This window comes from Methylobacterium sp. GC_Met_2 (genome assembly GCF_026540795.1).
Classification (GTDB): Bacteria; Pseudomonadota; Alphaproteobacteria; order Rhizobiales; family Beijerinckiaceae; genus Methylobacterium.
Genome location: NZ_JALNUM010000099.1, coordinates 1 through 22,284, shown reverse-complemented (window position 1 = coordinate 22,284; position 22,284 = coordinate 1). Strand labels below are relative to the sequence as shown.

General features: G+C 70.1%; 21 protein-coding genes and 1 pseudogene. 9 read left to right on the top strand and 13 right to left on the bottom strand.

What is annotated here, in order from left to right:
- On the top strand, window positions 1-316 hold a 316-nt coding region (locus tag OXS49_RS25445), incomplete at its 5' end, for a hypothetical protein (protein ID WP_267427438.1).
- Between the two features lie 449 nt (window positions 317-765).
- The gene (locus OXS49_RS25440) at window positions 766-1,026 is read left to right on the top strand and encodes a hypothetical protein (protein WP_267427437.1); all 261 of its coding nucleotides are present in this window, start codon (window positions 766-768) and stop codon (window positions 1,024-1,026) included.
- Between the two features lie 43 nt (window positions 1,027-1,069).
- Here the strand turns inward: OXS49_RS25440 and OXS49_RS25435 are convergent, their stop codons facing one another.
- The 3 genes from OXS49_RS25435 to OXS49_RS25425 form a co-directional block, all read right to left on the bottom strand.
- Window positions 1,070-1,240: a hypothetical protein gene (locus OXS49_RS25435; protein ID WP_243923982.1), complete on the bottom strand. Its 171-nt coding sequence runs from the start codon at window positions 1,238-1,240 to the stop codon at window positions 1,070-1,072.
- A 142-nt stretch (window positions 1,241-1,382) separates the two neighbouring features.
- Window positions 1,383-1,874: a DUF2721 domain-containing protein gene (locus OXS49_RS25430; protein WP_244004333.1), complete on the bottom strand. Its 492-nt coding sequence runs from the start codon at window positions 1,872-1,874 to the stop codon at window positions 1,383-1,385.
- Between the two features lie 133 nt (window positions 1,875-2,007).
- A complete protein-coding gene (locus tag OXS49_RS25425) occupies window positions 2,008-3,663 on the bottom strand; it encodes an adenylate/guanylate cyclase domain-containing protein (protein WP_267427435.1) in 1,656 nt (551 codons plus the stop codon).
- Window positions 3,664-4,442: 779 nt separating this feature from the next.
- Here OXS49_RS25425 and OXS49_RS25420 point away from each other — a divergent pair.
- Window positions 4,443-5,273, top strand: a complete 831-nt coding sequence (locus OXS49_RS25420) for a porin family protein (RefSeq protein WP_244004324.1) — start codon at window positions 4,443-4,445, stop codon at window positions 5,271-5,273.
- Between the two features lie 224 nt (window positions 5,274-5,497).
- Here OXS49_RS25420 and OXS49_RS25415 read toward each other — a convergent pair whose 3' ends face one another.
- Window positions 5,498-6,064: a hypothetical protein gene (locus OXS49_RS25415; RefSeq protein WP_267427434.1), complete on the bottom strand. Its 567-nt coding sequence runs from the start codon at window positions 6,062-6,064 to the stop codon at window positions 5,498-5,500.
- Between the two features lie 158 nt (window positions 6,065-6,222).
- On the opposite strand from OXS49_RS25415, the gene OXS49_RS25410 reads away from it, so the two are divergent.
- From OXS49_RS25410 to OXS49_RS25395, 4 genes and pseudogenes are all read left to right on the top strand, one after another.
- On the top strand, window positions 6,223-6,432 hold the full coding sequence (locus OXS49_RS25410; protein ID WP_267427433.1) for a hypothetical protein: 210 nt from the start codon (window positions 6,223-6,225) through the stop codon (window positions 6,430-6,432).
- Window positions 6,433-6,491: 59 nt separating this feature from the next.
- Window positions 6,492-7,495: pseudogene (locus OXS49_RS25405) on the top strand (SDR family oxidoreductase).
- A 166-nt stretch (window positions 7,496-7,661) separates the two neighbouring features.
- Entirely contained in the window at window positions 7,662-7,922 is a 261-nt protein-coding gene (locus OXS49_RS25400; protein WP_244004320.1) for a hypothetical protein, read from the top strand.
- Window positions 7,923-8,075: 153 nt separating this feature from the next.
- Complete coding sequence (locus OXS49_RS25395; protein WP_244004318.1) at window positions 8,076-8,282, top strand: hypothetical protein; 207 nt, start codon at window positions 8,076-8,078, stop codon at window positions 8,280-8,282.
- A gap of 168 nt (window positions 8,283-8,450) precedes the next feature.
- On the opposite strand, the gene OXS49_RS25390 is transcribed toward OXS49_RS25395, so the two are convergent.
- Together OXS49_RS25390 and OXS49_RS25385 are read right to left on the bottom strand one after the other, a co-directional pair.
- Window positions 8,451-9,149 carry a hypothetical protein gene (locus OXS49_RS25390; protein WP_267427431.1) on the bottom strand — a complete coding sequence of 233 codons (699 nt, stop codon included), beginning with the start codon at window positions 9,147-9,149 and terminating at the stop codon, window positions 8,451-8,453.
- Window positions 9,150-9,218: 69 nt separating this feature from the next.
- Complete coding sequence (locus OXS49_RS25385; RefSeq protein WP_267427430.1) at window positions 9,219-9,512, bottom strand: hypothetical protein; 294 nt, start codon at window positions 9,510-9,512, stop codon at window positions 9,219-9,221.
- Window positions 9,513-9,860: 348 nt separating this feature from the next.
- Here OXS49_RS25385 and OXS49_RS25380 point away from each other — a divergent pair, with 348 nt between their 5' ends.
- Window positions 9,861-10,880 (top strand): NAD(P)-dependent alcohol dehydrogenase, encoded by a 1,020-nt coding sequence (locus tag OXS49_RS25380; protein ID WP_244004311.1) that lies wholly within the window; start codon window positions 9,861-9,863, stop codon window positions 10,878-10,880.
- Window positions 10,881-11,049: 169 nt separating this feature from the next.
- A complete protein-coding gene (locus tag OXS49_RS25375) occupies window positions 11,050-11,790 on the top strand; it encodes a Crp/Fnr family transcriptional regulator (protein ID WP_267427429.1) in 741 nt (246 codons plus the stop codon).
- 5 nt (window positions 11,791-11,795) lie between these two features.
- On the opposite strand, the gene OXS49_RS25370 is transcribed toward OXS49_RS25375, so the two are convergent.
- The 7 genes from OXS49_RS25370 to thrC all read right to left on the bottom strand — a co-directional run bounded on the left by OXS49_RS25370 (window position 11,796) and on the right by thrC (window position 21,897).
- Window positions 11,796-13,493 carry a methyl-accepting chemotaxis protein gene (locus OXS49_RS25370; protein WP_267427428.1) on the bottom strand — a complete coding sequence of 566 codons (1,698 nt, stop codon included), beginning with the start codon at window positions 13,491-13,493 and terminating at the stop codon, window positions 11,796-11,798.
- A gap of 450 nt (window positions 13,494-13,943) precedes the next feature.
- Window positions 13,944-14,864, bottom strand: coding sequence for a ferredoxin--NAD(+) reductase (locus tag OXS49_RS25365; protein WP_267427439.1), 921 nt, complete (start codon window positions 14,862-14,864; stop codon window positions 13,944-13,946).
- 62 nt (window positions 14,865-14,926) lie between these two features.
- On the bottom strand, window positions 14,927-15,310 hold the full coding sequence (locus OXS49_RS25360; RefSeq protein ID WP_267427427.1) for a hypothetical protein: 384 nt from the start codon (window positions 15,308-15,310) through the stop codon (window positions 14,927-14,929).
- A gap of 91 nt (window positions 15,311-15,401) precedes the next feature.
- Window positions 15,402-15,806 (bottom strand): globin family protein, encoded by a 405-nt coding sequence (locus OXS49_RS25355; protein ID WP_244004303.1) that lies wholly within the window; start codon window positions 15,804-15,806, stop codon window positions 15,402-15,404.
- A gap of 76 nt (window positions 15,807-15,882) precedes the next feature.
- A complete protein-coding gene (locus OXS49_RS25350; protein ID WP_244004300.1) occupies window positions 15,883-18,765 on the bottom strand; it encodes an EAL domain-containing protein in 2,883 nt (960 codons plus the stop codon).
- A 263-nt stretch (window positions 18,766-19,028) separates the two neighbouring features.
- Window positions 19,029-20,324, bottom strand: a complete 1,296-nt coding sequence (locus OXS49_RS25345) for a pitrilysin family protein (RefSeq protein ID WP_244004298.1) — start codon at window positions 20,322-20,324, stop codon at window positions 19,029-19,031.
- 160 nt (window positions 20,325-20,484) lie between these two features.
- On the bottom strand, window positions 20,485-21,897 hold the full coding sequence (thrC, locus tag OXS49_RS25340; RefSeq protein WP_244004296.1) for a threonine synthase: 1,413 nt from the start codon (window positions 21,895-21,897) through the stop codon (window positions 20,485-20,487).
- Between the last annotated feature and the right edge of the window lie 387 nt (window positions 21,898-22,284).

Genomic DNA, 22,284 nt, shown 5'->3' with positions numbered 1-22,284 from the left:
CGGGCGGTCGCGCGCCGGCGCAGGTAGCGCAGACCGGCTCCAGTCCCTCGCGAGCTTCTGCCGCAGTATCGATGCGGGCCGCCTCGCGTTGCCGGGAGCCAACCCAGGAGACAGCATGGCGGACAAGGCTGACGTGACGACCTACACGGTGAAGCAGGCGCTGGCCGCCAAGGTCGCGGATCACATCGAGATCGCGATCGAGGCGCAGGACGGCACCAAGCTGAAGCTCAAGGCGACCGCCGACCAGCTGGATGCCCTGGTGGGCGATCTGGAGACCATCCTGGATGCCGACGACGCGGAGGGCGAGGCGGCCTGATTCCGGACCGGGCCGAAGCCGTTCGGCCGGACTGACAGGCGCTAGAACCCGAACCAGGAGCGGCCTCCGATCGTGGCACGATCGGAGGCCGTTGCCGTCGAGGCATCCCGATGTCCGGGTCGCCCCGTCCGGGGAGGGGCCGATCCGGGACGGAAGCCGCCGACCAGCCGATGCCCCGGGGCAGGCCGCGTCGGCGATGGCGGGACCGATCCCGGTGGGGACACTTCCCAGGCAAGACACCTGCTGGTCAGGACACCTGCTGGTCGGGACACCGGATAGACGGTTCTTGGGCCGCGTATGTCTGGTATGGCTCAGTCTCGATGGATGGTGCCAGGGAGGCATGCGTGTTCGGCGGTGTCTTCGCTGTCCGGGACGGCGAATCCCCGGAAGCCGGGCTCAAGGCGCCGGCTCCCGGGTCACGTTGACGCCATCCCGGGCTGGAGAACGCCATGGCCGCGAACCCACCGCCGGTTCCCTATCGCCTGCAATGCGTCGTGCATCGGGAGAGCGCGAGCGGCATCATCATCCACGACGAGCAGATCCTCGCGCCCTCGGAGGACGCCGCCAAGGCCGACGCGGCGGCCCGGTTCGCAAAGCTGCTCGCCGGCCGCTCGGGCTCGGCGGCCCTGAAGGATCCGGCCGGCCGGGTCGTCTGGTCCAGGCGGCAGAACACCCCCTCCGGGGCAGGGGTGCCCGAAACCGAGGCGTAGCGGTGTCGAACGGAGCCTGGTTTCCGGCGCGGGGCGCCTTGCCTCAGCGCTGCGGTTCCAGGTCGATCACCCGACCGCCCAGATCGAAGATCTCCTCGTCGGACGGGCACCCGTCCCCGAGCTCGATCTCCTCCCGGCGCCCGAACGAGACCGCCGACAGGACGCCGAGCGAGAGAGCGCCGGCCAGGAGGGCAACCAGGATCGCAACCGTCATGACGAACTCCCGGGGTGCGGCGTGCAGCGGCATCAAGCACCGGCCGGATTAAGGCCCGGTTCCCGTGGCGATGCAAGCGTGATGCGATCCGTCGTGTCGCGGAGGGAATCAATGCGCACCCCGTCTCGGAGGCCGGTCGGCCTCACCGCCGCTCGGGCACCCCATCCTGCTGGCGGTCGACCTCGTCGCGCACGCCGCGGCCGGCCATCAGGATCTCGGTCATGAAGGCGGCGATCGCCGCGACGATGCAGACCAGGGCCGCCCCGAAGCAGGCGAACAGGACCGACGCGGCGGCGCCGTCGCGCAGTGCCCCGACGAACAGGGTCAGCACGGCCAATCCGATCAGGCAGCCCCCGAGCGAGGCGAGGGCGACCGCCACGTCGAGCATGAAGGAGCGCCGCCGCAGGAACGTCAGCCGGCGCGTCAGGCGCCGCGCCTCGGCATCCGTCGCCCGCTCCATCCTGGCGGCCTCCGCCGAGAGGGCGTCGACCTTGTCGGCGATCCGGCCGAGGCGGGTCGAGAACACGTTGAGCAGCGTCGCGAGTGCCGAGAGCAGGAAGGCGGGCGCGAGCGCGACCTGGATGATGTGCGCGATGCTGTCGGGCTCGGTGGAGCTGAGCGAGAATCCGAACATCCGACGCTACGCCCGCACGTCGATCGCGCCCGGGTCGCACCCGGGGCCGGCTCGGAGGGGGAATCGCGACGGCACCATGCCGGCAGGGTCACCACAGGATGCCCCGCCGGTGCAAGCCAATCGGCGCGCCGGCTCAGCGCGCCGCGCGCTGCAGCGTCCCCGGATGCGGCTCCGGCTCCAGATCCCTGGCCGGCCGTTCCGCACCGGTCATGCGGCGCTCGACGGCCGCCAGCGTGTCGAGCAGGCGTTTCCGGAGCCGGGCCGCGCCATCCGCCTCCAGCGCGTCGACGTCGACGTAGAAGTCGATGCCCCGCGCGTGCTCGGAGAACACCGTATCCTGGGCCTCGCCCCGATCCCCGGCGGTCGAATCGTCCGCGACCGCGTAGGGGACGACGTCGCGGCTGATGCCCTTCATGCGGATCGGCTCCTGCGGGCTCGCCCGGACGCCATCGCTGACCAAGGCGTAGGTTTCGTAGCTCAGGGTGATGCCGCCCGGTGCCGCAGCCGCCTGAAGCCGGGCCGCGAGGTTCGCCTCGGCGCCGATGATCGTATAGTCCATCCGCTCGTCCGAGCCGAAATTGCCGACGTTGCAATAGCCGGTGTTGATGCCCATCCGGGCCTGGAACGGGCGCTCGATGCCGGCCCGGCGCCAGCGGACGCTCAATTGGCCGAGGCGCTGCTGCATCGCGATGGCCATCCGGACGCAGGCCTGCGCGTCCTCGCGCACGCCCCTCGTCTCGGGATCGCCGAAGAAAACCAGCATCGCGTCGCCGATGTACTTGTCGACCGTGCCGCCATGCTTCAGCGCGATGGCGGTCATCTCGGTGAAATACTCGTTCAGCAGCGCGGTCAGCTCCTCGGGCTGGAGCCGCTCGGTGGTGGCGGTGAAATCCTTGATGTCCGAGAAGAAGATCGTCAGCTTCTTGCGCGCGGTCGTCACCGACACGTCCCGCTCGCCGCTGAAGATGCTCTTGTAGACCTGGGGCGAGATGTATTTCGCGATCTGCACCGAGACCGCGGCCAGGAAGCCGTTCGAGTCCGTCAGCTCGCGGTTCATCCGGTCGATCAGGCGGGACTGGCGCGCCTGCAGGAGCAGGATTGTGCTGCCGGCGAGCGCGGCCAGGATGAAGTAGCCCAGCAGATACTTGAAGGCGAGGACGTTGGCGGCGATCGACTGGTGCAGGACGATCTCCTGGATGCCGCGCACGTCGCCGACCTTCCAGTCGGTCTTCGGGCTCAAGGGGTGCGCGTTGTGGCAACGGACGCAGGCCGATTCCATCCGGATCGGGGCGGCGATCCGGACCTGACGGTCGAAGAACGAACCGGTGGTCTCGCTGGCAAAGCCCGATTGGGGGTGGGCGCGCAGCTCTGCCAGGGTGCGGGCCTCGAACGCGTCGAGCTCGTGGGGCTTGCGGTCCTTGAACGGCAGGTCCGAGATGAAGCGGTACTTCACCGCCCCATCCGCACCGCTGATCCGCTCGCCGAGTTCCAGGGAGAGCGTCGCGGGGATCGGGATGGCGTTCGGCACGCCCTTGTAGTCGTGGGTCGTGATCACCCGCCCCGTCGCGCCGTTGACCGCCTGGACGACATCGCTGGCGTAGAAGCTGCGCATCTGGTCGATGATCCGGCCGGTCTCCACCGCCTGCGTCTGGAGCATCCGCTCGGACAGGCCGCGCAGGTCGAGCCAGACCGCGAGCGGCAGGCCGGCGAGGCCGAGGAGGATGGCCGCGACGAGGAGCGGCGCCATGATCCGCTGCTGCCGCGCGGTCCGCTCGCTCACGCTGGACATCCGCCGCTTCTCCACAAGCCGGTCCGCCGCCCGAACGCGATCCGCACCCGGCGGCAGATCGCATGAGGCGCGACCTTTCAGCCAGAAACTCATGAGATCGCAGCGATGTTACGATGCGGAATACAAGCTTGCCAAGTGCAGATCAGTCAATCCTCAGATTTCGGCCCTCGTCGTCCGGCGGCGATCACTGAACCTATGACGGCGGCGGCGCGCAGAACCGGCCCAGGCGCCGCGATGATCTGGCGACGGGCGGTGACGCCCAGCCGGAGCGCGGCGGGAGACCGGTGGAGACTGAGTCCAGCCGATATCGACGCGCCGCGGGGGCGAATCGTTAATTAATGTTACCTGCGGGCTGCCCCGGCGGCAGCCTTGCGAGCCGGCGTCCGGTAGGCTCTAACGGATCGCGAAGCTTCCCGGTTGGTCCTGGGAACATTCACGATCGCACTCAAGCCCTGTCCGCCCTCGCGCGGCGGGGCTTTTTGTTCCCGCGCCGGTCTCAACGGCGAGCCCTCACGCGTCAGGACGAAACGATGCGCGCGCAATGACTTAGGGCATCGGCCCGGCTCCGGCCGCCCGACGGATACGCTGGCGGAAGCCCCCCGGATACAGGTCTTCCTCCGCGCAACAGCAATCTCATGGGGGATGTGCTCCGGCGCACTTGATTATTGGCCACCCCAAAACATCAAGCTCGGCTGTTGCAGCGTTGCACTATCGCGCGGCATCAACCTGTCGTTCTGTGGTCCGGTACACATCCCGCCCAACGGGAGACAGAGGACCAGATGATCAAGAAGCTTCTTCTCGCGAGCGCCGCTACGGCCCTCCTGACCGGCGCCGCTTCGGCCGCCGACCTGCCGCGTCGGGCCGCCCCGCCGCCGATCTTCACCCCCGTGCCGGTGTTCACCTGGTCGGGCGCCTACTTCGGTATCAACGCCGGCTACGCGTTCGACGCCAGCAGCAACAACACCTCGAGCTTCGCCGTCCCGGCTCCGTACGGCAACGGCACGACGGCCTATTTCGGCCAGAACAACCAGGAAGGCTTCTCCGGCGGCGCCCAGATCGGCTACAACTTCCAGCTGACCCCGGGCAACGGCGTGGTGTTCGGCATCGAGGCCGACGCCCAGTACCTCGACTTCGGCCGCAACCGGAACCGCTCCATCGTCACCGGCCCGCTGGCCGCCGGGTACTACGTCACCGACCCGCGTGGCCTGTCGAGCCTCGACTTCTTCGGCACCGTGCGCGGCCGCCTCGGCTACGCCTTCGACCGCGTCCTCGTGTACGGCACCGGCGGCTTCGCCTACGGCTCGGGCAGCGCTGACCGTTCGTTCGGCGGCTACGCCGGCAACGACAGCTTCCGCACCGGCTACGCGGTCGGCGGCGGCATGGAGTACGCGCTCCCCGTCGACTCGTTCCTGAACTTCTTCCGCTCCTCGGCGGTGACGCTCAAGGTCGAAGGCCTGTACGTCAACCTCGACCGCAACACCCGCAACCAGGGTGCTCTGGTCATCAACGCCGCCAACAACTTCCCGGTGGCCTACAACCCTGTCGGCCGTCGCTCCGACGAGTTCGCCGTCATCCGCGCCGGCCTGAACTACAAGTTCGGCTCGTACTAAGACCCATCCGCGGAAACGCCCGTCGGGCCTGACGGCCCGGCAGGCGTTCTCCCGGTCATCGGCCATGCCTGGGCCATGCCCGATGCGGCCCCGCCGAATCGGGACGAGAAACGCCCCGGGATCCTGTCCCGGGGCGTTTCTCGTCGTTCCAGCGCTCTGCGCCGAAGTCGACCCCGGTTCGGCGCGCGGGAGCACGTCAAAACAGTGGCTTGGAGCCGCCTGCCTCAGGCGTGGACGGCGTGCTCCAGCTGCGCCTTCGACATCTTCGACCGACCGGGCACGTTCTGCGCCTGGGCCTTGCGCATCAGCGCGGCCTTGGTCGTCCCGGACTTGCTCTCCGTCTTGCCGCTCGCCTTGCTGGCGGCCTTGCCGGTGCTCCTGCTGGCGGCCTTGCCGGTCTTGCGCGCGGCAGCGGATTTGTCGGCGGCCACCTTCGGCTGCTTCGAGAACTGCTTGCCCTTGGCGGTATCGGCCCGCTTCTTGGCCGTGCTGGCGGCGTATTCCGTGTCGCTCAGCTTTTCGCGGGCCTTCTTGGGCAGGTAGCGCTCGCCGGTCTTGCCGCTCTCCTGGCCCGACTTCGTGCCCCACTCCTCGTCGGTCCACTGCTTGAGGTGATTGTCGTCCGCTTTCTTGCCGGCGTAGCCGCCGCCCTCCTTCTTGTATTCGGCGGTGGCCATCTGGGCCTTGCGCGCCGACCACTGACCCGGCTTGCCGCCCTTCTCCGACTTCGTGACCTGTTTCTTGACCTTCTCCCACAGCTTGGGATCAGTCTTCTTCGCGGTTCCAGCCATCGTCCTGTCTCCGAATCAAGATTTCGCAGTCAACACCACGCGTCCAGCTCCGTTCCGACGACGCGCCGCCCCGGGCGATAATCGCGTGGGATGAATCCCGGATACGTCGGCGACGCCGATGGGTTGGCCTCCAGGGGTACGGCACGACGGGACACGGCATGGCAGACGCACCGGACGACACGCAGGCCCAGCGGAGGCCCGCCGGCAAACCCGAGAGCGCGGGCCTTGCCAACACGCCCCTCGACACCGCCACCGGTACGGTCAAGCCGCAGGACGGACCGATGGAGCGGGCCGGCACCGAGAAGGACGAGGCGCGCCGCGGCGGGACAAGCCTCGGGGCCGAGCGGGACCGGCCCGGCGGTCGATGAGCCCGTCCGGCGGCCTCATCCCGTCGGCGCAACGGACAGCAGACAGAGGAACACGCAGCATGCAGATCCGGCACAGGCCCCTGCGCGCGCAGGTGATCGTCATCACCGGCGCCTCCAGCGGCATCGGCCTCGCCACGGCGCGGGAGGCCGAGCCCGCGGGGCCCGCGTGGTCCTGGCGGCGCGCAACGGTGCCGCCCTCGACGACATCGCCCACGACATCCGGGAGCGCGGCGGCGAGGCGCGGGCAATCGTGACCGACGTGTCCAGCCGCGCGGATGTCGAGGCGCTCGCCGCCGAGGCGATCCGCGCCTATGGCGGCTTCGACACCTGGGTCAACAACGCCGGCCTCTCGATCTTCGGCCGCCTCGAAGAGGTCTCGGACGAAGACCATCGGCGGCTGTTCGACGTGAACTTCTGGGGGATCGTCTACGGCTCGACGGTGGCGCTGCAGCATCTGCGGAAGACCGGCGGCGCGCTGGTCAACCTGGGCTCGATCGCCTCCGACCTCGCCTTCCCGATCCAGGGCATGGACTGCGCCTCCAAGCACGCGATCAAAGGCTTCACCGACGCCCTGCGCATGGAATTGGAGGCGGAGGGCGTCCCGGTCTCGGTGACGCTGATCAAGCCGGCCTCGATCGACACGCCCTTCCCGGAACACGCCGGGAACGACATGGCGCAGGCCCCGAAGCTGCCGCCGCCGGTCTACGACCCGGCGGACGTGGCCAAGGCGATCCTGTACGCCGCCGAGCACGGCCCGCGGGACCTCTATGTCGGCGGCGGCGGCAAGATGATGAGTTCCCTGCGCAACCGCGCGCCGTCGGTCACGGACTGGGTGGGAGCCCGGGTCATGTCCCGGACCCAGAAGGCCGGCGCGGCCGGCAGGGACCGGGACGGCGCCCTCTACGCGGCCGGCCGGGATGGGTCCGTGCGGGGAGCCTCGCCGCATCACGTCATGCGCAGCGTCTACACGCAGGCCTCGGTCACCCCGGTCCTGACCGGGATCCTGCTGGCGGGCGCCACGGCGGCGGCGGCCTCGCTGCTCGCCCCCTCCAACCGGCGCTGAAGCGGGCGTGGGACCGGTGCGAGCCAGCGCGTCGCGACCGAGGGCGTCGAAATCTTTGTTTCCAGACAATTTCGGCTGAGGTCAGCGCCCATTCAGGCATGATGACCAATCTGCCCGGATCTCGTGCCCGGCCAGCCCGGCACGAGATCGAACAGAAGGGTTGATCATGATGCACGTGAAGAGGCTCGCGGCCGCCGCGGCCATCATCGGCGGCCTCGGCTCCGCCTCCGCCCTTGCGGCGCCCCTGACGCCGGCCGCTCTCGCCGGCCCCGCTGCCGCGACCACCGTGGCCTTCGGCTGCGGCCCCGGCTGGGCGCCCGGCCCGTACGGCCGCTGCCGTCCGATCTATCGTCGGCCACGCTTCTACGGCCCGCGCTGCTTCGTCCGCCCCACGCCCTACGGGCCGCGGCGGGTCTGCCGCGATTGAGGCGGTCGCGGGGGACCCGGCCCCGCCGAACCGTGATGCGATCCAGGGGTTGAAACGAGGGCAGGCTGCCGGTCCGGTGGGGCGACCCCGCCGACAGGGCGGCCTGCCTTTTCGATTCGTGATCGCGCGATCTTGCCACCAGCGGGAGACACCATGGCCCGAGATCAGAGCAGCGGAGCGGGCGACCCGGCGCGGGAGCGGGCGGCGGCCGAGCGGGCCGGCCGGAAGCGCCTCGGCGAGAACGGGCGGCCACAGCCGGCCCCCACGCCCGTGGAGCAGGACGCAGCCCATCGCAGGGCGGTGACCGGGCCGCAGGATCCGAACGCCCAGGCGGTCAGCACGGCGGTCGACGGGGTTTAGAACTTCGAGACCGGTTTCCAAAGGGCCGTGCCCTTTGGTCGGTTGCCAGGGCGAAGCCTTGGCGCATCGGGCGAAGCCCGACTTTCGGGCAGCGCCCGACAGCAGGGCACTGCCCTGCACCCGCAAGAGCCGGCCCCCCTCCGCTCAGGGACCGCACAGGATGAGCCCTCACGGCTGCCGTCCGCCACACGGCCGCGGCTCGTGTTCACCGGAGCCCTGGTCCGGTCCGACGAGCCCGGTCACGATGCCGGCCGCGCAGAGTTGCGCCGCGTCGGGGATCCAGATGGCGGCCGGGGACACCGCCAGGGCGCGCGTCACGAAGGCCGAGGGCAGGCCGGCCGCCCGATAGGCGGCCCGCTCAGGCTTGGAATCCACCGGACGCATCCGCCCCCGCGCCCCGACCTCATAGGGGGCGTGGAAGCCGAGCCGTCCGCCCTCCGCCAGGACGCGCCGCCGCCCGCGGACGAAGATCAGCGTGCAGGCCGACGCGCAGGCGTCGGACACCCGGGTCTCCAGCCCGCGGGCGGCCACGAGGGCCCCGATCGCCGCCCCCTCCTCGACCAGGCCGCCGTCGCTGGTCAGGTGCAGGCGTACGATCCCCGGATGGGTGCCGAGGAGGCCGGACACCCGCGCGGCCACGCCTTCGGTGAGGTCGCCCACGAGGTGCAGGTCCCGGCCGCCCGGCCCGACCGTGAGCCGGGCCGGCACCTCCGGGTCGTCCGCCCCGGAGGCAGCCCCGAGGCCCGGCCCGGCGGGGCCGGCCGAGGCGGGAATCGGACAGGTGGCGAGCGCCAGGGCGAGGATGCGCGCGCGCATCCCCGTCCGGCGCCCCCACCGGCGGGTGAGGTGCGGCGTGGCGGCCGTCATGGCGGCATTCCAAATGGGTGGGATCGGCGTGGCGGGATCGGGGCGACCGACGGGGCCGGACGCGGACGCCTACTGGAGGTAGGCGACGAACATCTCGGCCACGGCCCGCGATGCGTAGGCCTGGGGGCTCTCGCCCCAGCGGATCGGGAAGGCCTCCGCCATCCGGCGGCCGGCGAGGATCCGGGCCACCTCGTCGGGCATCAGCCCGTCGTCGAGGGCGTTCGCGAGGGCGGCGCGTTCGTGCGAGGGATGGGACCGGACGCCCCGGTCCAGGGGATTGCCGAACGCCGCGGCACTCAGGTCGGCAAGCGCCGCGGCACTCAGGTCGGGATGGGGGGTCGGGGCAACGTTATAAGTCAGCATCGCTGTTCGTCTTCCATGTCGGGTGGGGTGCGCTCTCCTCGGTTCGGATGCTGCAACACCACGGACAGGGCGACATCATCGTCGGGGCGATCCGATCCACGCTGGCGATCACGGCAAACCTCCATTCGGCTCTGCATCGACGGTCGCATCGACACGGTCAATCTAGCCGCCGGAGCCGGAAAAAGGCTGCCAATTTGCGGCCGCTTCGAAGCGGAGCCTATGCGCCGAACCGGCTTTCGGGAGCAGAAGATGCGGAGTCGGCAGTCCGCCTCGCGTCTCGACGCCGGCTGCGCGGCCTGCCACCCTCATGCCACGGGCGACCGAGCCCGTGACAGGGACAGGTGCGCCATGACCGGATCACTCTCGCGGGCCGTGATCGTCCAGCCGGGGGGCGGCTTCGACAAGGTCGGGTTCGGCGTGCGGCCGGTTCCGGAGCCCGGCCCCGGGGAGATCACCGTCCGCCTGCGGGCCAGCTCCCTCAACTACCACGATTACGCGGTGGTCAGCGGAATGTGGGGACCGAGCGAGCCCCGCATCCCGATGTCCGACGGGGCCGGCGCGGTCGAGGCCGTCGGGCCCGGCCCGGCCGAGTTCGCCGTGGGCGATTCCGTGGTCAGCACGTTCTTCCCGACCTGGCTGGAGGGCACGCCCCAGGTCGAGGGTTTTGCCACCGTGCCGGGCGACGGGGTCGACGGCTACGCCCGCGAGCGGGTCACGGCGCCGTCCGTGGCCTTCACCCGTGCGCCCGCGGGCTGGGACCACGCCGAGGCGGCGACGCTGACCACCGCCGGCTTGACCGCCTGGCGCGCGCTCCACGCCGATGCCGGCCTCAAGAGCGGTGACGTCGTCCTCGTCCAGGGCACCGGCGGCGTCTCGCTGTTCGCCCTGCAATTCGCGAAGGCCGCGGGCGCTACGGTGATCGCCACCTCGTCCAGCGACGCGAAGCTCGAGCGCCTGCGCGCGCTCGGCGCCGACCACGTCCTCAACTACCGCGCCGATCCGGCCTGGGGCGAGACCGCACGGCGGCTGACCGGCGGGTGCGGCGTCGATCACGTCCTCGATGTCGGCGGGCCGGGGACGCTGGAGCAGTCGATGGCCGCCGTGCGGGTGGCCGGCCATATCTCGGTGATCGGCATCCTGTCGGGCGTGGCGGGGGAGCTGCCGCTGGTCCCGGCGCTCCTGAAACAGATCCGTCTGCAGGGCGTGCTGGTCGGTAGCCGGCGCCACCAGATCGCGATGATCCGCGGCATCGAGGCCTGCGGTCTGCAGCCGGTGGTCGATCGCCGCTTCCCGCTCGACGACCTCGTGGCGGCCTTCCGCCACCAGGAGAGCAACCGCCACTTCGGCAAGATCTGCATCGAGATCTAGCAACCGTGCGACTTGAGCGGATGCGGGCGCGGATCGTGGCCCTGTCGGCATGGCAGCGCCCGCCAAGGTTCGTCAATCGTCGATACGGCTCGGCAAACTAATCTGCATAAGTATTTATTCGACGAAACCTCAGTAGGCTTGTGGACACAAGCCGGTGCGGAGGAACACCATGTCAAATCCGCTCGTGCGCAAGCTGGAATGCTACGTCCCGCTCTCGGAGGCGGATCGAATGTGCTTGTTCGATGCCAACGGCCCGGGGCGCATGGTCGCCGCGCGGACGGACATCATCCACGAGGGCGACGATCCGCGCGCCGTCAGCATCATCCTCGACGGTTGGGCCTGCCGCTACCGGCAGTTCATCAGCGGGCGCCGCCAGATCGTCTCGTTCCTCCTGCCGGGCGACCCGTGCGACCCGCACGTCTTCCTCCTCGACGCGATGGATCACACGATCGGCGCGATCACGCCCGTCACCCTCGGCCAGATCTCCGGCCCCACGCTGCAGGCGATGACGGCCCGCAGCCCGCAGCTCGACCTCGCCTTCCACCGGGAGGCGCTGGCCACGGCGGCGGTGCAGCGCGAGTGGACGATCAGCCTGGGCAGCCGCACCGGCATCGAGCGGCTCGCCCATCTGTTCTGCGAACTCCACGCGCGGCTGGCGGCGGTGGGCCTTGCGGAGGCCGACACCTGTCCGATGCCGGTCACCCAGAACGATCTCGGCGACGCGATGGGCCAGACCAGCGTGCACATCAACCGCACGCTGCAGGAGTTGCGCGGCATGGGGCTGATCACCCTGCGCAGCCGGCGCCTGACCATCCACGATCCGGCCGCCCTCGCCCGGCTCGCCCATTTCGACTCTGCCCATCTCCACATGACGGAGCCGGCCGCCCACGTCACTGCGCGGCGCGCTTGATCGGCTCAGGCCGCGCGGATGCCGACCAGGAAGCGGTCGACCTCCGCCGAGAGGCGCTCGGACTGGACCGCCAGGGCCGTAGCCCCCGTGAGCACCTGATCGGCCGCACGTCCCGTCTGCTCCGAGGCCTCGGCCACGCCGGCGATGTTGACGGTCACCTCCGAGGCGCCCTGCGTCGCCTGGGTGATGTTGCGTACGATCTCCTGAGTCGCTGCGCCCTGCTGGTCCACGGCCGCCGCGATCGCGACCGCCATCCCGTTGATCTCGCGGATCCGGTCGATGATCGTGCCGATCGCACCCACCGTCGCGCCGGTGACCCCCTGGATCTGGCCGATCTGTGCGGCGATGCCGTCGGTAGCCTGGGCCGTCTTCTCCGCGAGCGCCTTCACCTCGCCCGCCACGACCGCGAAGCCGCGGCCGGCCTCGCCCGCGCGTGCGGCCTCGATGGTGGCGTTGAGCGCGAGCAGATTGGTCTGCTCGGCGATGGACGAGATCAGCCGCACCACCGCGTCGATTTCCGAGACCGCCATCCGCAATTCGGATACGAGGCCGGCGGCCTGATCGGCCTCGTCGACCGCCTGTTGCGCCAATCCGGAGGAGTCGCTCGCTTGGCGGCCGATCTCCTGGATCGAGCTGCCGAGTTCCTCGGCCGAGGCCGCGACGGTATTGATGTTGGCCGTCGCCTCTTCGGCCGCGCGCGCCACCGTGCCGGACTGGCTCGCAGCCTCCTGGGCGGTCGTGGTCATCTGACGGGCTGTGGTCTGGAGGTCGCCCGCGGACGACGAGACGCGATCGACGATCGTGGCCACCGCCTGCTCGAAGACCTGGGCCAGCTCCATCCTGTTGCGCCTGCGCTCGACGGAGGCGGCCGCCTCCGCCTGCCTCATCCGCTCGGCTTCGGCGGCGGCGTTAAGGGCGACCATGGCCTTGATCGCCTCGACCGCGCGCCCGACGATCCCGATCTCGTCGCCGCGCCGCGCCTCCGGGATCGCGGCCGCGACATCGCCCTCCGCCATACGCTGCAAGCCGACGACGAGGCGGTGAAGGGGCCGCGTGACACCGAGCACGACGATCGCCATTGAGAGGCCGAGCGCGGTGAGCAAGGCCGCCAGGGCGGCGCCGATCAGGATCGTGCGGGCCTGCGCGGCCTCGTACTGCGAGGCGATCTTCGCCTCGTTGAGACGGGCCGCCGCCTGCACCTCGTAGGCCTGCGACGCCGTGTTGAACTGCGTCCGGATCTCCCGGCTCTCTACGAGGCCCACCTGAATCGCGGTGTCCCGTTCGTCCCGAAGGGCGAGGGCGTTGGAGCGATCGAGCAGATCGAAATAGACACGCGCGATACGGCCAATGTTGCGCTGGATGTCCTGGATCTCCTTCCGGCGCGCCCCCGCAGCCAGCGTCTCGACATTGTCGGCCACGGCTTTGACGGCCCGATCGTAGCGATCGCGGAAGGATGGGATCTCGCTTTCCGGCCGGCCGATGATGATGTTGCGGTTCATCAGGCCCGCTTCGAGGAACTGCTCCCGAACCTGCGCAAACATCTCCAGCCGCGAGAAGTAGTAGTCTACGAGATACTTATTGCGATTTTCCAACTTTTCAAGCGCTTGCACCGAGTATAGTACGACAAACACACTCGACAAAATCATAATCAAGAAGGGAACAGATATCTTAATGATGAGTTTCGTATCTTGTAGCAGCCGCATCTATCCGACTCCTGCTTGCTAGACGGACCCGCGTAGCAGAATTTTCCCTGATTTGTGCCATAAAATTCAGAACAGTTATCAAAACGCACAATATAAAATAAGTATTATTATAAGAAAATATAGATATGTACCCGTCTACGTACCAAAAATCTCAGCCACTTATCTGAGAATTTTCGGACGACGACGGGGCAGGTCTTGGAATTTCATTTCTGCCTGACATTGGATCTTCGGGCCGACCATCAGACCCGGACGGTCGCCCTAGGCGAGATCTCGTCGGGAAGAGGCCCAGGCGCACCGGAAACGGCAGCCTCGAATCGCATCGTCGCGCAGGATACGCCTTGGCTGCCGCGCCGCGGGCCGGGGCGATGGAACATCCCGCGCGGGGGCGGAGCGGCAGGGCAGGGAGGCGGTGGAGAATGCGTCGGCGGTGGCGATCCCGTGCGCCCGCGCTCAGCCCAGCACGATCGGGTAGCAGCGTGCGCCCACCGAGGCGGCGAGCACCTGCACGGCCCCCACCGTCGAGACGTCGCCCGCCACGTGGACCACGTCGGTGGCGCGCAGGCTCGGCAGATGGGCGGTGAGCGGGCCGGAGCGCACGTCCGGCGGGCGCGGACCGCCGCGGTCGGCGCAGAGCACGATCCGGGCGACGCCGGTGCGGCGCAGCCAGTCGAGACTCTCGCGCATGTACAGGTCCAGCGCGTCCCGGGCCCCGACCGCGAGCGCCATCTCGCGGGCGGGCTCGACGTAGCGGGCCGCCCGGGCGATCGCCCAGATCGCCGCGAAGCCGGCGCCGGCCGCCACCAGGACGAGGCGCCCGCCCCCGGGGCGGTACTGCCCCCGTCCCACGGGGCCCTTGAGGCGCACGGGCTGGTCGAGCCGGAGCGTATCGATGGGCCCGCCCTCGGGATCGCGGGCGATGTGGAACACCGCCTCGTTGATCTCGGCCGCGCCGTCGACCCGGAGCGTCGGGGACAGGGTCAGCGCGGGCAGCCCCGCGAAGGTCACCAGCGCCTGATGGCCGGGCTCCAGGGTCGGGCGCTTGGTCAGGGTGGCCACGACCTCGACGATGCCGGGGCTGAGCCGGCGGATCTCGGTGACGGTGCCCTTGCGGATCGCGACCGGGATCGGTGGCGCCTCCTCCTGCCCCTGGATCGGGGCGGCCGGCAGGCCCGGCCGGAGAGCCTCGGAACGAGACCGATGAGCCGGCGGGCGGCGGACGGGGCGCGCCGATCCGTGATGCGTCGCGCTCTGGCCGGCCTGCGCCTGGACCGGCGCGATCATGCCCTCGGCGAGGGCCGCCTCCAGGGGCGTGTCGCCGGTCGAGACGCGCACCGACCGGCCGTTGACGACGAGCGAGCAGCGCGCGCCCATGGCCTTACCCCGCGTGGTCTGGAGAGGGCTCATCGAAGGTGGATTCAGGGGCGAGGGCGGGTTCAAGGGGCACGGATCAGGAGCGAATCGACCAGCGCCGCCCAGCGCTCGCGGGTCGCGCGGACATCGTCGCTCGGGGCGGATTCCGTGAGGACCTGGCGCTGCGCCCGCAGGGATTCGACCTCCTGCCGCTGGGCCCGAAGCACCGCCTTCATCACCTGAAGCTCGGTCTCGAGACGGGTGATGGCGTCGTCGGACTCGTCGAAGAGATCCGCGTCGGGCCCGCCGGCGTGTTCCTCGACCGGCGCGTCGGCGTGGTGCCGGTCGCGGCCGGGCAGTGGCAGCCGGATCCGGGCCTGCTGGTCCAGCCGGACCGGCCGGGCCATCAGGCGACGCAAGAGATCGGAGCTGCCCGCCTGCTGATAACGCCGTGCCGCCTCGGCCATCCGCCTATCCCCATGCCGGACGCCGGCGCGCCCATCCATCAACAGGAGCTTGCGCGAGCATGGTTAAGGGGGGCTTAAACCCATCGGCGACTCACGCCGCCGCCGCCTTCATCACCCCGGCGACGAGCGCATAGGTCGCGACCCACGCCGCCCGCACCTCCGGGGTGAAATCCGGGCCCAGCCCCTGTTCCAGGGTCCAGAGCAGGGCCTCGCCCACCGGCGCGTAATGGGCGGCCTGCGTGCCGTAGGCGATGTGCTTGCGCCCGAGATCCTGCAGCGCCGGCACCACCGTGTCCGGGTGGTTCAGGTTGGCCACCGCGAGCCCCAGCATCGCCATCAGCTTCGACTTCTGCTCGGCCATGTCGGCGGGGAAGAGGTCGCGCACCTGCGGGGCGATCTCGAACAGGCGGCCGTAGAACAGGTCGGCCGCCGTCCCGGCGATCGGCCGCACCTTGGCGAAACTGTCCTGCACCAGCCTGATCTGTTCGGGCGTCATCGCATCACCGGCCAAAGGATTCGGTCCTTGGCAGTTTACGGCTGTTCCAACCCGCCGAAACCAATCCAGGCTAAGATCAGGCCGCTTCCGGCGCCGCCCCGACGATCTGGCGGGCCTGCAGCAGGGTCATGGGCTCGCCGAAGGCGGGGCCCAGCGCGTATTCGCAGCCGAGCCCGGCGAGCGCCTGGGCGTCGGCCTCGGACTCGCAGCCCTCCGCCACGATGGCGAGGTTCAATTCACTCGCCATGCGGACGATCGAGCGCAGGATCGCGGTCTGGCCGGTGCCGATCTGGCGCACGAAGGTCGCATCGACCTTGATCGTGTCGAACGGGAACCGCTGGAGGTAGGAGAGCGCCGAGTAGCCGGTGCCGAAATCCGACAGGCACAGGCCCGCGCCGAGGTCGTGGATGCGGGCCAGCATCTGGGCGGCGTATTCCGGGTTCTCCATCACGAGGCTCTCGCTGAATTCCAGCTTGAGCGAGCCGGGGAGCGCCCCGGAGCGGGCCATCACGGTCTTCACGTCGTGCAGGAGGTCGTGGCGCAGGAGCTGACGCGAAGACAGGTTGCAGGCCGCGAAGATCGGCGGCTCGACCTCCAGGGAGCGCTGCCAGGCCGCGAGTTCGAGCGCGGTGCGCTCCAGGGCAAAGATGCCGAGATTGACGATGAAGCCGCTCTCCTCGGCGAGCGGCAGGAAGGTCGAGGGGGGAATGCGCCCGAGCTTCGGGTGGTCCCAGCGCAGGACCGTCTCGAACCCCGCCACGGTGCGGTCCTCGAGCCGCACCACCGGCAGGAACAGCACCTTCATCTCGTTGCGCTCGATCGCCTTGCGCAGGTCACTCTCCAGCATCAGCCGGTCGGTGCGATCGGTGCGCATATGGGCGCGGAACACCTCGATCCGGTCGCCGCCGTTGCGCTTGGCCTGGATCATGGCGACCTCGGCGCTCTTGAACACCTCGTCGCGCTTGAGGTTGGCGCCGGACTCGTAGAGCGCCAACCCGATGGAGACCGTCAAAAAAATCTCGCGGTCGGCGTAGGTGATCGGCGTGGCGATCGCCCGGCGGATCATCTCGGCGAAGGCCAGGATCCGGTCGGGCTCGCGCTCGGACAGCAGGATCACCGCGAACTCGTCGCCCGCCACCCGCGCCAGGGTATCCTGCGGGCGCAGCAGGCGGCCGAGGCGGCGCGACAGGGTCAGCAGGATCGAATCGCCCGCCGAGAGGCCGATCGCGTCGTTGATGCCCTTGAACCGGTCGACGTCGAGCACGATCACGGTGGGCTTGAGGCGCGGGTCCTGGCTGGCGAAGGCCAAAGCCGCGTCGAGGCGGTCGCCGAACAATTCGCGGTTCGGCAGGCCGGTCAGGCTGTCATGCACGGCGTCGTGGAGCAGGCGCTCCTCGGCGGTCTTGATCTCGGTCACATCCGCGATGGTGCCGACCACGCGGATCACCTCGCCATCGGCGCCGATCACCGGGCGCGCCTTCAGCCGGTACCAGAAGAACGTGCCGGCCTCCGAGCGCAGGCGGAAATCGTGGACGATGCGGCCGCGCCGCTCCTCGATCACCGTGTCGAGGGCCGCCGAGTAGCGCTCCACGTCGAACGGGTGGAGGGCGCCGAGCCAGTTGGTCGCCGGCCCCTCCAGGGTGCCCCGGGCGAGGCCGAGCTGGCCCTCGATCTCCGGGCCGACGAAGACCCGGTCGGCGGGCACGTCCCAGTCGAACACCACGTCGCCCGCGCCGGTCAGCGCCAGAGCCCGGCGCTCGGTGTCGGAGACCAGGGCGTGGCTGAGACCGCCGCCCGCGAAGGCGTGCTGGAGCACCGTGAAGCCGATCAGCATCACGATCAGCACGAGGCCGCCGATCAGGGCCGGCTGCACGAGGTCGCTGCCGATCTGGCCGGTGACCGCGAACCCCGCCGCCGCCACCCAGACGACGAGCATCAGCCAGGTCGGCACCAGCAGGATCGCCCGGTCGTAGCCGTTATGGACCGCGAGGTAGAGGATCAGCAGCAGGCCGATGCCGGCCACCGCCGCTATGGAGATGCGCGCCACCCCCGCCGCCACCGGCGGGTCGAACACCGCGAGCCCGACGAGGCCGGCCAGGAAGGCGAGCCAGAAGAACGCCACGTGGCTGTAGCGCACGTGCCAGCGGGCGAGGTTGAGATAGGCGAACAGGAAGACCAGCAGCGTCGCCCCGAGCACCGCCTCGGCGGAGGCCCGGTAGACCCGCTCGGCCAGTTCGGTGACCGGGAAGACCCGCTGCAGGAAGCCGAAATCGATGCAGGCATAGGCCAGCACCGACCACGCGAGCGCGGCCGCGGCCGGGAAGATGATCGCGCCCTTGACCACGAACACGATGGTCAGGAACAGGGCCAGCAACCCGCTGATCCCGATGATGATGCCCTTGTAGAGGGTCAGGCCGGCGGCCTTCCGGCGGTAGGCATCCTGGTCCCAGAGGTGGAGCTGGGGAATGTTGGCGCCGCGCAATTCGGCGACGTAGGTGACGGTGGTGCCGGGATCGAGCGTGATCGTGAACTGGTCGGCTTCCGGGTTCTCGTCCCGCTCGGGCCGGATGCCCTGGCTCGCCGTGATGGCGGCGATGCGCGAACCGCCGAGATCGGGCCAGATCACCCCGGAATCGACCAGCCGGAAATGCGGGGCGATCAGGATCCGGTCGATCTGCTCGTCGGTGTCGTTGGTGAGCGCGAACACGATCCAGTCGGGCCGGGCGCCGGCATCGCGCGCCTTCACGACGATGCGGCGGACGATCCCGTCCTTGCCGGGCGCCGTGGAGATCTGGATCAGGTCGCCGTCCGAGCGGTAGCGCTCGATCGCCGAGGTCAGGTCGATCACCGGCGCGTCGAGGGTGACGCGCACCGCTTCCACGGCCCAGGCCGGGCCACTCAGGGCGAGGGCACCGACGAGACCGCCGACCAGGGTCAGGAGGAGGGCGAGGATGCGCAAGGGTGTCTTGATGTCCGGCCGTGCGAGAAGCGGCGTCAGCCGCCCCGGCGGCCTCAATCGAGCGGATCGCGCCCTTTTGCGGCCAAATCAAGTTGCGGCGGCCGTTTCGAGGCACGATCCAGAGCCACTTCGACCGACGAATCCCGGGTTTCCAAAGGGCTTCAGCCCTTTGGCGGGTGCTCAGGGTTGAACCCTGAGATCTTGACCAGGGCTCCGCCCTGGACCCGCGAAAGGTCTCGACCTTTCGAAACCATGACCGGCTCTCAGGCGGCCCGGAGCGCGCCCGCGATCGTGTCGAGAGACGGCAGCTTACGGATCGGGCCGATCGCCGCCAGCGTCGGCGTACCCTGCAGCATCGCGGCGGCGGCGGCGCGGACGGCCTCGACCGAGACGGCGTCGACCTTGGCGATCACCTCCCCGGCGGGGATCACGCGGCCCCAGGCCAGGATCTGGCGGGCGTTGCGCTCGATGCGCCCGCCCGGCGTCTCCAGCGCGGAGAGCAGCGACACCTTGAGCTGCGCCTTGGCGCGGGCGATCTCGACGGTGTCGAGGTCCCGGGCGGCCCGGGCGGTGGCGGCGAGGGTCACGTCGATCAGTTCGGGCAGGTCCGCCCCGGCGGTGCCGGCGCCGATGCCGAACAGGCCGCAATCCGAGAACGGCCAGTGGAAGGCCTGGATCTCGTAGGCGAGGCCCCGGGTTTCGCGCACCTCCTGCCAGAGCCGCGAGGTCAGGCCGCCGCCGAGCACCTGGGCGAACATGTGCAGCGCGTAATAGCCCTCGTCCCGGAAGGAGAGGCCCGGCAGGCCGATCACCACGTTGGCCTGTTCGAGCTTGCGCGGCATCCGCCGCTCGCCGCCGCGATAGACCCCCGGCACCGCCTGAGGCGCGGCCTTGGCGGGGAGGGCGCCGAAATGGCGTTCGGCCGCCGCCACGATCGCCGCGTGGGTCACGGCCCCGGCGCCGGCCACCACGATGCGGTCCGGCGTGTATTCCCGGTCGAGATAAGCGCGGATCCCGGCCTCGTCGAAGCTCCGGATCGTCTCGGGGCGCCCGAGGATCGGCCGGCCGACCGGCTGGTCGGGGAAGGCGGCCTCCGTGAAGGCGTCGTACACCACGTCGTCGGGGGTGTCCTCGACGGCGGCGTATTCCTGCAGGATCACGCCCTTCTCACGGGCGAGCTCGCCCGCATCGAACACCGAACCGGTGAGGATGTCGCCGATCACGTCGAGGGCGAGGTCCGTATCCTCGCCGAGCACCCGCGCGGTGTAGCTGGTGCCCTCGGTGGAGGTGGCGGCGTTGATCTCGCCGCCGACATTCTCGATCGCCTCGGCGATCGCCTGGGCCGAGCGGGTGCGGGTGCCCTTGAACGCCATGTGCTCGATGAGGTGGGACAGCCCGGCCTCGTCGGCCCGCTCGTTGCGCGAGCCGGCCCCGACCCAGACGCCGAGGCTGGCGGTGGCCACCCCCGGCATCGGCTCGGTGACCACGGTGACGCCGTTGTCGAGCCGCGTGGTGCGCAGCGACGGCGAGGCAGCGTGGGTGGAGAAATGCTGGTTCATCGACGGCTCGTCGCGAAGGGGGCCGGATCCGGCGCGGGTCCCCTCTCCCGTGCGGGAGAGGGACAGGGTGAGGGGTGCGACCTCTCCGGACAGTTCTCGACCCTCACCCCAACCCTCTCCCGCTCGGGAGAGGGGGCTCGTTGCGCGACTCGCGCCAAGCTCACGCACCCCTCGTGATGCGGGCGCGCTCGCGGATCAGCGCCTCGACAGCGGCCTGATCGTTCCCGACCCGGGTCATGCGCTCGGGCCGATCCATCAGGTCGGCGAGGTGCGGCGGCAGGGGCGGGCGCAGGCCGCCGGTGGCCTTGGCGACCGCGTCCGGGAATTTGGCCGGGTGCGCGGTGCCCAGCGCCACGACCGGGGTCGCGGGGTCCTGCTCCAACAGGCGACGCCCGGCCCGCACGCCGATGGCGCTGTGGGGATCGAGCACCACGCCGGTGGCGGCCTGGGTCAGGGCGATTTCTTCCATCACGTCGGGCTCCGGCACCGCGACGGCGTCGAACTCGGACCGCACCGTGGCGAGAACCTCGGGGCTCAGCGAGAACCCGCCGGACTGCTTCAGCCCGGCCATCAGCCGCGACAGCGCCGACGCATCGCGAGCCAACGCCTCGAACAGCAGACGCTCGAAATTCGAAGAAATCTGGATGTCCATGGAGGGCGAGGTGGTGGGCACCACGCCGCGCAGCTCGTAGGCGCCGTGCTCCAGGGTGCGCACCAGGATGTCGTTGGCGTTGGTGCCGATCATCAGCCGCCCGATCGGCAGGCCCATCTGCTTGGCGACCCAGCCGGCGAGCACGTCGCCGAAATTGCCGGTCGGCACCGCGAAGGAGACCGGCCGGTGGGGCGAGCCCAGCGCCACCGCGCTGGTGAAGTAGTAGACGGCCTGCGCCGCCACCCGGGCCCAGTTGATCGAGTTGACCCCCGACAGCCGGACCGCGTCGGCGAAATCCGCATGCTGGAACAGGGCTTTGACGAGGTTCTGGCAATCGTCGAACGTGCCGTCGACCGCGAGCGCGTGGACGTTCTGCGCCGGCACAGACGTCATCTGCCGCCGCTGCACCTCCGAGACCCGCCCGTGGGGATAGAGGATGAACACGTCGACCCTGTCGAGCCCGCCGAAGGCCTCGACGGCGGCCGAGCCGGTATCGCCCGAGGTCGCGCCCACGATGGTGGCGCGGGTGCCGCGCTGGGTCAGCACGTGGTCCATCAGCCGCCCGAGCAGCTGCATCGCCACGTCCTTGAAGGCGAGCGTCGGCCCGTGGAAGAGTTCCAGCAGGAACAGGTTGTCGTCGAGCTGGGTCAGCGGGCAGACCGCCGGATGGCGGAAGGTCGCGTAGGACGCGTCGATCATCCGGTCGAGATCCGGGCCGGCGATGTCGCCGTCGATCAGCGGGTGCAAGACGCGCTTGGCGGCCTCCGCGTACGGGCGGCCCGCCAGGGCGGCGATCTCCGAACGGCCGATCTGCGGCCAGGTCTGCGGCACGTAGAGCCCGCCGTCGCGGGCAAGGCCCGCCAGCAGGGCGTCCGAGAACGAGAGCGGCGCGGCCTCGCCGCGGGTCGAGACGTGGAGCACGGGGTCCTCCGAGGGAAGGCGCTCCCTCTACACGATGCCAACGGGCCTGTCGAAAGCCGAGAGCGCCCTCCGCCGAAGTGGACCCCGGTTCGGCGTAAGAGAGCGCGCCAGAACAAGGGCTTCGAGCCGTGCTCAATTGCAACGCGATCGGGCACGGCTCTAAAGCCGCGCGGCCGGTCTGCCCGCAGAGCGGGGCGGCCAGTTTAACCGAAGCTGAACGGGCCGGTTCAGGGCCGGTTCGGCCGCGGCCGCCCATGACTCGGCCCACCCCGCGGCGATCGAGCCGGCGGGACGGATCCCTCCTCGAAGAGAGCCGACATGACCCGAATCATCGCCCTCGCGGGCGTCGCGGCCCTGCTGTCCGGCAGCGTCGCCTTCGCGCAGACG

Coding starts and splice junctions, on each gene's coding strand:
- OXS49_RS25440 (WP_267427437.1), top strand. CDS start 766: ATGGCCGCGAACCCACCGCCGGTTCCCTATCGCCTGCAATGCGTCGTG.
- OXS49_RS25435 (WP_243923982.1), bottom strand. CDS start 1,240: ATGACGGTTGCGATCCTGGTTGCCCTCCTGGCCGGCGCTCTCTCGCTC.
- OXS49_RS25430 (WP_244004333.1), bottom strand. CDS start 1,874: ATGTTCGGATTCTCGCTCAGCTCCACCGAGCCCGACAGCATCGCGCAC.
- OXS49_RS25425 (WP_267427435.1), bottom strand. CDS start 3,663: ATGTCCAGCGTGAGCGAGCGGACCGCGCGGCAGCAGCGGATCATGGCG.
- OXS49_RS25420 (WP_244004324.1), top strand. CDS start 4,443: ATGATCAAGAAGCTTCTTCTCGCGAGCGCCGCTACGGCCCTCCTGACC.
- OXS49_RS25415 (WP_267427434.1), bottom strand. CDS start 6,064: ATGGCTGGAACCGCGAAGAAGACTGATCCCAAGCTGTGGGAGAAGGTC.
- OXS49_RS25410 (WP_267427433.1), top strand. CDS start 6,223: ATGGCAGACGCACCGGACGACACGCAGGCCCAGCGGAGGCCCGCCGGC.
- OXS49_RS25400 (WP_244004320.1), top strand. CDS start 7,662: ATGATGCACGTGAAGAGGCTCGCGGCCGCCGCGGCCATCATCGGCGGC.
- OXS49_RS25395 (WP_244004318.1), top strand. CDS start 8,076: ATGGCCCGAGATCAGAGCAGCGGAGCGGGCGACCCGGCGCGGGAGCGG.
- OXS49_RS25390 (WP_267427431.1), bottom strand. CDS start 9,149: ATGACGGCCGCCACGCCGCACCTCACCCGCCGGTGGGGGCGCCGGACG.
- OXS49_RS25385 (WP_267427430.1), bottom strand. CDS start 9,512: ATGCTGACTTATAACGTTGCCCCGACCCCCCATCCCGACCTGAGTGCC.
- OXS49_RS25380 (WP_244004311.1), top strand. CDS start 9,861: ATGACCGGATCACTCTCGCGGGCCGTGATCGTCCAGCCGGGGGGCGGC.
- OXS49_RS25375 (WP_267427429.1), top strand. CDS start 11,050: ATGTCAAATCCGCTCGTGCGCAAGCTGGAATGCTACGTCCCGCTCTCG.
- OXS49_RS25370 (WP_267427428.1), bottom strand. CDS start 13,493: ATGCGGCTGCTACAAGATACGAAACTCATCATTAAGATATCTGTTCCC.
- OXS49_RS25365 (WP_267427439.1), bottom strand. CDS start 14,864: ATGGGCGCGCGCTGCTCGCTCGTCGTCAACGGCCGGTCGGTGCGCGTC.
- OXS49_RS25360 (WP_267427427.1), bottom strand. CDS start 15,310: ATGGCCGAGGCGGCACGGCGTTATCAGCAGGCGGGCAGCTCCGATCTC.
- OXS49_RS25355 (WP_244004303.1), bottom strand. CDS start 15,806: ATGACGCCCGAACAGATCAGGCTGGTGCAGGACAGTTTCGCCAAGGTG.
- OXS49_RS25345 (WP_244004298.1), bottom strand. CDS start 20,324: ATGAACCAGCATTTCTCCACCCACGCTGCCTCGCCGTCGCTGCGCACC.